The organism is Shewanella sp., from assembly GCF_013214165.1.
Lineage (GTDB): Bacteria > Pseudomonadota > Gammaproteobacteria > Enterobacterales > Shewanellaceae > Shewanella.
In genome coordinates this window covers 40130-51319 of sequence record NZ_JABSSM010000005.1, presented here as the reverse complement: position 1 = coordinate 51319, position 11190 = coordinate 40130, and the positions used below count along the sequence as shown (strand labels likewise).

8 protein-coding genes and 1 pseudogene are annotated in these 11190 nt (G+C 49.8%); 7 read left to right on the top strand and 2 right to left on the bottom strand.

Annotation, left to right across the window (positions count from 1 at the left end; all coding sequences use genetic code 11):
• Positions 1-25: 25 nt before the first annotated feature.
• The 6 genes and pseudogenes from tldD to HRU42_RS02740 all read left to right on the top strand — a co-directional run.
• On the top strand, positions 26-1477 hold the full coding sequence (gene tldD, locus HRU42_RS02765) for a metalloprotease TldD (RefSeq protein WP_295028815.1): 1452 nt from the start codon (positions 26-28) through the stop codon (positions 1475-1477).
• A 119-nt stretch (positions 1478-1596) separates the two neighbouring features.
• Positions 1597-3012, top strand: coding sequence for a TolC family protein (locus HRU42_RS02760; RefSeq protein WP_295028814.1), 1416 nt, complete (start codon positions 1597-1599; stop codon positions 3010-3012).
• Positions 3002-3973, top strand: coding sequence for an HlyD family secretion protein (locus tag HRU42_RS02755; RefSeq protein WP_295028813.1), 972 nt, complete (start codon positions 3002-3004; stop codon positions 3971-3973). Before HRU42_RS02760 ends, HRU42_RS02755 begins: the two co-directional genes overlap by 11 nt.
• A 13-nt stretch (positions 3974-3986) precedes the next feature.
• Positions 3987-5186 (top strand): ABC transporter permease, encoded by a 1200-nt coding sequence (locus tag HRU42_RS02750; RefSeq protein ID WP_295028812.1) that lies wholly within the window; start codon positions 3987-3989, stop codon positions 5184-5186.
• 14 nt (positions 5187-5200) lie between these two features.
• The gene (locus HRU42_RS02745) at positions 5201-6349 is read left to right on the top strand and encodes an ABC transporter permease (protein ID WP_295028843.1); all 1149 of its coding nucleotides are present in this window, start codon (positions 5201-5203) and stop codon (positions 6347-6349) included.
• A pseudogene (locus HRU42_RS02740) lies at positions 6346-6480 on the top strand (ABC transporter permease); the annotation flags it as partial. The gene HRU42_RS02745 and the pseudogene HRU42_RS02740, both read left to right, overlap by 4 nt.
• Positions 6481-6578: 98 nt before the next feature.
• Here the strand turns inward: HRU42_RS02740 and HRU42_RS02735 are convergent.
• Positions 6579-9077, bottom strand: coding sequence for an Ig-like domain-containing protein (locus HRU42_RS02735; RefSeq protein ID WP_295028811.1), 2499 nt, complete (start codon positions 9075-9077; stop codon positions 6579-6581).
• Between the two features lie 82 nt (positions 9078-9159).
• Positions 9160-9699 carry a ribosome biogenesis factor YjgA gene (gene yjgA / locus HRU42_RS02730; protein WP_295028810.1) on the bottom strand — a complete coding sequence of 180 codons (540 nt, stop codon included), beginning with the start codon at positions 9697-9699 and terminating at the stop codon, positions 9160-9162.
• Between the two features lie 140 nt (positions 9700-9839).
• Here yjgA and pmbA point away from each other — a divergent pair, with 140 nt between their 5' ends.
• On the top strand, positions 9840-11180 hold the full coding sequence (gene pmbA / locus HRU42_RS02725) for a metalloprotease PmbA (protein WP_295028809.1): 1341 nt from the start codon (positions 9840-9842) through the stop codon (positions 11178-11180).
• The last annotated feature ends 10 nt before the right edge of the window (positions 11181-11190 follow it).

Below are 11190 nucleotides of genomic sequence, written 5' to 3'. Positions count from 1 at the left end.
ATTACGCACAAAGAGAGAGTAATTAATGCCATTTTTAACCCAAGTTGAGCAAAGCCTTTTACAAGATGGACTATCGTTGGATGACCTTCAGGGTTATCTCAAGCTGATCCATCAACATGATGTCGACTTTTCTGATCTCTATTTTCAGGGTAGCCGTCATGAGTCTTGGGTATTAGAAGATGGCATAGTGAAAGAGGGTAGTTTTCATATCGAGAGAGGCGTGGGCGTCCGGGCCATCACAGGTGAGAAAACGGGATTTGCCTATGCCGATGAGATCACTCCTGCAGCATTAACAGCATCCGCCGAGGCGGCTCGTAGTATTGCAGCCCATGGCGGCGAGAGCGCTTCGGTACAAGCCTGGAAGCGCACAGAGATGAAGGCCTTGTACCAGAGCGCCGATCCCATCGCGGCGATGGAAGAGGCCAAGAAGATCGCGCTACTTAAGCAGGCCGATGCGTATATTCGTAGTCTAGATAGCCGTATTATTCAGGTAGTCATCAGCCTCTCAGGTGTTCACGAAGAGATACTCATAGTAGCGAGTGATGGCACCTTGGCGGCGGATATTCGTCCATTGGTGCGTTTCAATTGTAGCGTGATCCTGGAAGAAAATAGCAAACGTGAACGCGGTGCCAGTGGTGGCGGTGGACGTCATGATTATCAGGTGATGATGGAGACTGATGATGCGGGTCTGCCAGTTTGTTTCCAGTTTGCTCGAGAAGCGGTGAGACAAGCCGCAGTTAACTTGCACGCGGTAGATGCACCGGCTGGCGAAATGCCGGTGATCTTAGGCCCAGGTTGGCCTGGTGTATTACTGCATGAAGCGGTTGGCCATGGCTTAGAAGGTGATTTTAACCGTAAGGGCAGCAGCGCATTCAGCGGTAAGGTCGGCCAGCAGGTCGCCTCTAAGCTGGTGACTGTGGTCGATGATGGCACCCTGGTAAACAGGCGCGGCTCCTTGAGCATCGATGATGAAGGTGTGCAGACTCAGAAGACTGTGCTGATCCAAGATGGGATCTTGAAAGGTTATATGCAGGATAAATTAAATGCGCGCCTCATGGGTGAGCAGTCCACGGGTAATGGCCGTCGTGAATCTTATGCACACTTGCCAATGCCGAGAATGACCAACACTTATATGGAAGCCGGCGAGTCGGATCCGGCTGAGATGATCAAGTCCGTTAAGAATGGTATCTACGCGCCTAATTTCGGTGGTGGTCAGGTCGATATTACGTCCGGTAAGTTTGTGTTTTCGGCGTCAGAAGCCTATTTGATTGAGAATGGTGAAGTGACCCAGGCGATTAAGGGCGCCACCCTGATCGGCAATGGCCCGGAAGCCATGAGGCAGATATCTATGGTGGGTAACGATCTGGCATTAGATCAAGGTGTCGGCGTCTGTGGTAAGGATGGTCAGAGTGTTCCTGTCGGCGTTGGCCAGCCAACACTCAAGATAGATAAATTAACCGTAGGTGGAACGGCGTAAACTCAGGCGAGAAGGCGCTAGGCTTAGCGCCTTCTATTTAGGCGCAATGAATGCTAACATCGACCAAGGAATAGAGTAAACACTCTAGGTTGTGCACGCTAAGGTGCAAAGGAAAAGGGATGAAGTTTTCAACGTTAGCGCTAGTGTCATTTTTGGCATTGGGCTCTTTTACTGCACAGGCAGCTAATCTGGGCTTCGAACAAGCCTGGAAGCAGCTGCTAACAGTCAGTAATAAACTACAGGCTAGCGCACAGGAAGTGCGACGCGCCGAGGCCGAGCATGAAGCGGGGAAAGATCTCAACCTTCCCTCTATTAGCCTCAGTGGCAGCTACACCAGATTAGAGAGGCCCATCGAGATGGACCTGAGGGATCTTAATCCCTTGGCATCTATGGATCCCGGTTCGCTTCCTCCTGCACTCGGTGGGGCACTGGCAGCGATCCCTGGCTCCATGTTTATCACTCCCTTTACCGAACAAGATATCTTCCGCTCCAGCCTCCAAGCCATGTGGCCCATCTATACTGGTGGCAAAATCACCGCGGCTCAAGGCATTCATGCGGCGCATGTGGCAGAGAAAGAGCAAGAATTTCAACTGACCACACGAGATCTCTTCATTCAGCTGGTGGATCGTTATTACGGCGTAGCAGTGAGCCAAGCCCTGGCCCGTACTCGAGGCGAGCTTGTTACCTCACTTGAAGAACATGCAGAGCATGCGGTTAAGCTGGAAGAGCAAGGTCAGATAGCGAAAGTTGAGCGATTAAATGCTCAAGTTGCATTAGAGAATGCCAAGGTCAACTTTGCCAGTGCCAGGCGTCAGGCCGAGATGGCAGAAATAGCCCTGTCGCGCATGTTACATGAACGACAGGTGAACCCTAGCTCCGAGCTGTTTATGCTCAATGATGCTCCGTCACTGCCCCGATTAAGTCAGCTTACCCTGGCACAACATCCGGCATTGAAATTACTCGAGGCAAAAGAGGCTCAGGCACAGGGTCTGGTTGACGTTGAAAAAGGCCAGTATTTACCGACGGTCTTCCTCTACGGTAACTACACACTCTATGAAGACGACAGCCTGTTTTCCAAGATGGAGCCGGACTGGATGTTAGGCGTGGGCGTCAAGATCCCCTTGCTAAGCAGAGATGGACGCAGCGGCAAAGTCGAGGCGGCTAAGAGTGCGCTGCTGCAAGCGCGTTATACCAAGGCGCAGACGCAGCAAGATCTCAGCTTGTTACTGGATCAAAGTTATCGTCAATTGCTACAGGCTCAAGAAGAGGTGCAGTCTTTAGACTTATCACTGAGTCTGGCAACAGAGAATAAACGTCTACGGGATCTGGCCTTTCGTCAGGGATTATCCACTTCCATCGAGAAGGTAGACGCAGAGCTTAAGCTCACAGGTGTTGAGATGCAGCAACTGGGTGCCAAGTACCGTTATGTGCAGGCCTATGCCCGCTTGATGGCGGTGAGTGGTCAACTGGATGAATTTTTAGGTCGCAGCAGTAACGAGGCTAGCGCGATGCAGGAGAGTAATGATGCAGGCTAATCGTATAATCGCAGTTGTGGCCCTACTGGGTTTAGTGGCTGCATTGGGCTATGGGCTTAAACTGGCCTATACCCCGAAAGCCGTCTATCTGCAGGGACAGATAGAGGCGAGAGAATACAATATTTCCTCCAAGGTTCCCGGGCGTGTCGAGCAGGTACTGGTGAGACGTGGCGATAGGGTAGAGGTCGGCGATCTCTTGTTTGCCATCGACAGCCCAGAACTTAATGCCAAGTTGATGCAGGCGGAAGGCGGCAGAGATGCGGCTCAGGCGATGCAGCTAGAAGCCAATAGCGGCGCCCGTAAGCAGCAGGTGATGGCCTCTCGTGAGCAGTGGTTGAAAGCCAAAGCGGGAGCCACATTAGCCAAGACCACCTACGAACGGGTAGAGAACTTGTTTGTCGAAGGCGTACTGGCCAGGCAGAAACGTGATGAAGCCTTTACTCAGTATCAGGCGGCCAAATACACAGAGCAGGCTGCCTTAGCCATGTTTCAGATGGCTCAAGAGGGGGCGAGAGTAGAGACCAAGGCCGCCGCAGCGGGTAATGCTCGTATGGCCGAAGGTGCCGTTCACGAAGTCAGTGCCATCTTGGCCGATAGCCAGATGCGCGCACCTAAGTCCGGTGAGATAAGCGAAGTGTTACTGCAAGCCGGTGAGCTCGCTCCTAGCGGCTTCCCTGTGGTTAGCCTGATAGATATGCAAGACGCTTGGGCCGTATTTCAAGTCAGAGAAGATCAGCTTAAGCAGTTCTCTAAAGGACAGAAGCTGATGCTGACTCTGCCGGCTCTCGAACGTGAGATCGAATTTACTGTGTCGCATATTAGTGTGATGGGTGATTTTGCGACCTGGCGTTCGACTGAGAGTGGCCATGACTTCGACATGCGTACCTTCGAAGTGGAGCTGCGGCCTAATGCAGACATTAAAGATCTAAGGGTCGGCATGTCAGCGATCTTAACTCGCTAAACCTGAGATTATCATGGACAGCTTAGTGGCCCTTATTCGTCGTGAGCTCCACGCACTGTGGAACTCGCCATGGCAGCTCGCCCTAGTGAGCTATATTCCTATCTTGAGCATACTCTGTTTATGGTGGCTGTTCAGTGCGGGTTTACCGAGACAGCTGCCTGTGGCTGTTGTGGATACGGATCATAGCCAATTGAGCCGTATGTTAACGCGTAAATTGCAGGCCAACCCTGTGGTTGCCCCGCAGAATTTTGTCGACCTAGCTTCGGCGGTAACCGCCATGAAACAGTCCCAAGTATATGGCATAGTGGTGCTTCCTTACGGACTGCAACGGGATCTTATAACGGGTCATAGCCCGGTCATAGATGTTCGCTATAACAGTCAGTTCTTGTTGGTGGGTAAACTCTTATCCAGCCAGATCCAGCTCACATTAGGCGCGGGGCTTCTCGAGGTAGCAGGAGTGAAACAACTGCTTCAAGGCGTGCCTAAGTCTCAAGTAGCGTCGCATTTGAGTCCGGTGAGCAGCCAGACCACGGCACTGTTTAATCGCAATAATAACTATCTGAGTTTCCTGGTGCCACCTGTGCTAGTTGCCCTTTGGCAATTACTGGCCATGCTCACTTTTTCCAACAGCTTAAGCCGGGAGTTAACCCCAGAAGGAGGGTTCGCCGCACAGAGCGGTATCTGGCCTAGGGTTTGGGCCAAGATTACCGTGTTTACGCCGATTTTACTCATGCATGGTGGCTTTATTCTGGCCCTGCTATATCAGTATTTAGCCCTGCCTGTGGCGGGAAGCTTAGCGCTATTAATCTTGGCGCAACTGGTGATGTTATTGGCGGTCTGGCTACTGGTATTGCTGGTGTTTTTCATCACGCGAGACAGCGCGCGCATGGTGAGTTTCGGCACCGCATTATTCGCGCCGGCATTTGCGTTTATGGGGATCACGTTTCCTGTCCATGAGATGCCCATACTCGCCCAGTGGTGGCGCTTGATTATGCCGTCCAGTCACTATGTAGACTCACATGTCAGCATCGTCAGTTATGGACTGGGTTGGCAGACTATAGCTGTGCAACTTACTAGCTATTGGGGCTTCCTCTGCATCATTCCGGTGCTTTTTTTACTATCACGCCGCATTGAAAAGGCCGCGAAAGCCGAGTCAGAACGGCCGATGTTAGATCCGAAATTGACGCCGAAAAGTAGTGAGGCTGATCTGTGATAGATAATAAGATGATGAGTTTTTGGCAGCTGGTATTAGCCGAACTAAAGGCAATAGTGGCTGATAAGGCCATCGCAGTGACCCTATTTGGTGGTGTGTTGTTTTATTCTGTTTTATACCCCTTACCTTATCTGCATCAGGTACCGACCGAACAGCAGCTGGTGGTGGTGGATCTGGATCGCTCCTCATTGAGCCGCCGTCTGATCCGTCATGCGGATGCCAGTGCGAAAATCAGTGTCATCGGCCAGGTGACCAGTATCAGTCAAGCTCAGAGCTGGATAGAATCCGGCCGCGCCCATGGCCTGTTGGTTATTCCTGAAAATTTCAGGCGAGATCTACTATTAGGCAAGGGAGTCACCTTAAGTTATGGCGGTGATGCCAGCTACTTCCTTATCTATTCCGCGGTTGCCGAGGGCCTGATCACGGCTGGCATGGATGCGGGTAAACAAGTACAACTGCTGGGCATGCTGGCTAAAGGTGAGGCACCTAAACAAGCGGATTTAAGCCTAAACTCGGTGAAGATCAACAGTGTGCCGGCGTTTAACCTTAGCCTGGGATATACCCCCTATGTGGTGCCTGGACTCTTCTTGCTCATCTTGCATCAGACTTTACTGATAGGCACCGGGATCTTAGGTGCCAGCCAATGGCGCAGAAAGGGCTATTGGCGAGATGTTTCACCTCTACAGCTCATCTGTGGTCGCATCTGCGCATTCATGCTGCTCTACCTGTTTTTCAGCAGCTTCTATGTGGGGTTTTGTTTTTACTGGTATCAGGTCAGCGTGCAGGCAAGTCTTGGTCTGGTGGCCCTGTGGATGTTACCGTTTTTATTGGCAACTAGCGCTGCAGGTATCGCCTTGAGCAGCTTGTTTGTCCGCCGGGATCTGCCGACCCAAGTCTTGTTGTTGGTCTCTATGCCCATCATGTTCGTCTCCGGCTTCGTCTGGCCATTGGCGCTTATCCCAGAGCCGCTGATTTGGCTGTCTCAGGTTATCCCAGCCGTCCCTGCTATCATGGGCATGTTAGAGCTTAATCAGATGGGCGCGTCTTGGACTAGTGTCATGCCTAAATGGCTACAGCTATGGGCCTTGTTCGCTGTGTTCTTTATGCTGGCCTGGTATGGGGTCAAGAGAAGACTAAAACCAGCAGGTAATGATACTCGCTAGTTCTTAATCAGATGGTCGATGCCTACAGGACTAGTGTCATGCCTAAATGGCTACAGCTATGGGCCTTGTTCGCAATATTCTTTGTGCTGGCTTGGTACGGGGTAACTAGAAGACTAGAGGCTAGCGGCTAGAAAGCTAGCGGCTCCTAGACCCTGGTGAAGTATTTGGCCTTGAAGTAAAAAAAAGCCCATTTAGCATTAATCTAAATGGGCTTTTTTATTGGATATAGTTAGTCGAGCTGCACCGAGATGGGTAATTTTGTTATCACTCCACCCGGTGTGGTTAAGCTGATAGTGACTTGGCTCAGAGCCGTAGTTCCAGAGTGTGCCAAGCTAAAGCTAGTGCTGGTTCCGCCATGAGCATTAGCATTAGGCACGGTATAGCCATCAAAGGCCAGACTCCCATCGGTCGCAGTAATAGCAGCCGTACTGCCAGCGGGCATTATTTGGTTGGCACTGTCATAGAAACGGACAACGAAGGTTGAGCTTTTTTCGGCGGGAATTGAAGTCATAATACCAAAACCATTTTCGGTGCTATAAATTTCGTTACCATCTTGTAGCACAGTAAAGCGTGCCGTTGAGCCTGACATGGTCATGATCAATGCTTTACGAATGTAGGTATTATTATCTCCACATAAGCTACCACTACACTGGGGGCCGTTGAATAGTGTATCGCGAGATCCGTATTCATTTTGTGCTTTGAGGTTAAAGAACTTTTCGCCTTCGTCATGAATTGCATTTTCATTATCATCGCGAAATGCATCACCTAGATCGCTAAAGCCATTTGGCATGTAAGCCTCACGATCCATGCCATTACCGGAACAGGCTATTGAGTTATCATCCGAGTCCAGACAAGCATTCACTGGTCCACCGTCAGCATCATCGAAAATGTTATTACCATTGGTATCGAAGAAGGTTTCATGGCCTAAAGCATAGGCGAGTATCGTGATTCTGTGGTTCGCTACTCTAGGGCTTGCAGATGTCCACTCGACACTACAGGACCCATTCACGGTTGAGCAACTAGGGACTATCTGGCCGCCTTCAGCGGTAAAGTTGATGGTAGTGTCATCGGGTGCTGGGTTACCGAAGCTATCCGAGGCATAGGTTGTTATCGTGGCTGTTACACCATCTTCATTACCAGCCTCTGGGTTTATTATTGATGTAGATAAACTAAAACCCAGTTGCTGCGGCAGGCCTGTATTGACGGTTAATTGTTCCGATTGACTGGTAATGGTCTCACCTGTGTCGGCATCGGTCGCCGAGGCGAGTACTCGTACCGGCGTTGGCACTGTACCCGATTGCACCCGAACGCTGGCTAAACCTTCAGAGTTAGTTAAGCTGCTAGTGGTAGCTTGTCCATTAGAGAAACGTAAGCCACCGACGAGAGTATCGAGAGAAAAGGATACCTCTTGCTGGGCACTAGGCTGCCCGTTTGAGCCGGTTACCTTAAAGGTCACCAATGAAGATTCTGTGCTGCCTGTACCGCCAGCGCCCTTGATGCGGATCACCTTAGGTTCAGCCGAGACGAAGCTAAGGCTGGCGAGTGTCTGGCGTGCGAGTGTGAAAGGAAAACTGGCCGTTAGTGTTTGATTCCCAGCTTGAGTGCTAGCAATCACCTGATCGTCTCGCTCACTGTTGCCGCTACAGCTGGTGTCCTGGAAGGTTGAACTCGCACTGCCTGATAGTGTGGTGACTGGGGTGTCTAGGCTAGCATGATTACCCAGTACACAATCTGAGCTAAAGCTGATTGAAGAGGGGGTCTGCACTCGAGTGATAGTGCCATCATCTGCTTGGTTGATAAGCGTTGCCGTGATACCAAAACTGCCGCCTGCGCTGATGATGTATTTACCATCGACTTGGGTCAGTGAACTGGCTAACTCACCCGCTACGAATTGGTCATTACTATCGAAATGACCAAGCTTAAGTATGCCTTCACCCCCGATAGCATCGGCCGAAAGCACCTCATACAGGCTATTAATCTGGTAATTTTGCTCTTGATAATCTACCGATACATTCAGGCTTGCCGCCCCCAGCTCACTGGTGCTTGGGGTATAATTAACCTGAGCTATGCCTTGCGCGTTAGTGAGTGCGGTACTTGGGTTTAAGCTCACGCCGCCGGCGGTAAAGGTCACCAGCTGATTCGCTATGCCTTGACTCGAAGGGTCTAGGAACTCTGCTTGAAGCTGCACTGTCTCATCGACCTTAAATTGAGTCACTGTTGCTGCACCGTTTACAATACTGGCACTGATCTTAGGCGTCTCTTCAACAGGTGCCGTACTCGTGCTGGTAAATTCGTAGTTCTTATTAGCGAAGAGGATATTATTCTCTGCAGCTCCGGTATCAAACTCCGCCGTTAAGGTTCCCGCGCCTACCGCTAGGTCAGGATTACTGAGTATGACTTGAGCTATGCCAGTTGAATCTGTCAATTTAGTCGTTGGCGTCAAGGTGCCGAATGTGGCACTGAAACTGATTAAGCCGCCGCTGCTATTCCTGCCACCTTGAGTCAGCTTAGCTTCAACGCAGATGCTGGCGTTGCTGGCAAAGCTCAAGTCGCTACTGGCCTCGGCACATTGGCCGTCGACAAGGTTTTTAAAGCTCAGGGAGAGCGCGAACTCTCCGGTGTTGTCGCCATTATCGCCACTGTCATCGGATGAGCCATTACAACCTCCGATAAACAATAAGACAAGCAAGGTGAACAATGCAGCGGGGGCAGATTTTATCAGTCGCATCAGCAACATCCTTGTGAAACTAAAATAGTGGTAAATTCAACGTTATAAGGCGAATATATCGGTGTCGATATTTTACGCCAGGTTATTCAGCGAGTTCGCTGCGTATATATTTAACTAACTCTATTGCAGACTTAGATGCCTCATCGGGCTTTTTCGTGAGCTCTTTCTTAGACTGGCGTACGAGTTGGCGCAGCTTCTGTCTTTCTAAGTCTGGATACTTTTCGATGAGAGCCTGTACAGCACTGTCCCCTTCGCTTAGAAGCTGATCTTTAAATTTTTCAGCGACATTTTGCTTAGCACTCTCGTTACTGTTCTGGTTCAACATATTTTTCATCTTGAGTTGCAGCTCTTCGATGTCGACATAACGCATTAACTTGCCAATAAATTGCAGCTGACGACGGTAAGCCTCAGTATTTATTTTTATGGTCTTAGTTTTTAGTACATTGTCATACAAGAGTTCATCAAGTTCCAATCTGTCGATCTGAGTTTTGCTCAAGGCAACGAGTTTCTTGCCTAGCTCTTGATATATCACAATTTCACGTTTGGTTTCAGCTCTACTGACATAATCTTCATCATGGTCGAAGGGCTGTTTAAAATGTTCTGAATCACCGACTACTTTCATATATAAAAATCTCTCTCTTAAACTGAGGCAATAATAACATTTCATTAGAAAATCACCTATCGGTGAGGCAAGTTATTTAATGTACTTGGGTATTGGGTTTGTTATGCTATCAAGATCCCTGATAACAAAAGAGCAGATTTGTGACGACACCTAGCATTGACATCGAATTAGATTCATTAAAAGACGCTGTATCTATGGCACTCGAGTATGCCAAGCAACTCGGTACATCGGGTGCAGAAGTTGCTATCAGTAAACAACAAGGATTATCCGTATCGACTCGAATGAAAGAGGTTGAAACGGTTGAGTTTAATAAAGATGGTGCGTTAGGTATCACCCTGTTTCGCGATGGCTGTAAAGGCAGTTCATCGACCTCAGACTTGAGCCCTGAAGCCATAAAAGAAGCGGTCAAGGCTGCCGATGGTATTGCAAAGTTTACCTCATCGGATCCTTACAATGGACTCGCAGAAGCCGAGCTCATGGCAAAGAATTTTCCTGATCTAGACTTGTATCATCCTCAGGAAGTCACTCCAGCAGAGTTGATTGAGTTAGCTGCGCGCGCAGAAGAAGCTGCATTGGATGTCGATAGCCGGATCACAAACTCTGATGGTGCCAGTGCAAATGCCCACACAGGTATAAAAGTTTACGGTAACAGCCACGGATTTTTAAATGGTTATTGCAGCTCTCGTTACAGCCTAAGCTGCGTGGTTATCGGTGAGACTGACGGCAATATGCAGCGTGATTATGATTACACCATCTCTCGAAAATTGAGTGAGCTGCTATCACCGGAAGAGGTGGGACGCAAGGCATCAGAGAAGACGTTAGGTCGTCTTGGTGGACGTAAAATTGCGACCACTGAGCTGCCAGTATTGTTGTCTCCTGAAATCGCCACCGGCCTCATGGGTCATTTAGTGGGTGCTATCAGCGGCGGTAGCCTCTACCGCAAGTCGAGCTTCCTACTCGACTCTATTGATACTCAGATATTCCCTGATTGGTTTAACATCGAAGAGCAGCCACATATAGTGGGCGGCTTAGCGAGCGCTAGCTATGACAGTGAAGGCGTTGCGACTCAGGAACGCGCCATCATTCAGGACGGGGTGCTTTCTAGCTATCTGTTAACCAGTTATTCGGCACGAAAACTGGGCCTGAAGAATACCGGACATGCGGGTGGTATATACAACTGGACGCTATCTCATACAGGACAAACCTTCGATGAGTTAGTGAAAGAGATGGGCACGGGGCTTATCGTGACCGAGGTCATGGGCCAAGGCGTCAATGCCGTGACTGGTGATTATTCTCGCGGCGCGGCGGGCTTCTATGTTGAAAACGGCGTGATCCTCTATCCAGTAGAAGAGATCACCATAGCGGGCAACCTCAAAGACATGTTTCAGAATATCGTTGCAGTGAGTAAGGATCGCGATCTGAGATCTTCGATCCGTACTGGTGGCATGTTACTCAGCGATATGAAGATCGCTGGTAACTAGTTTTTTGAAC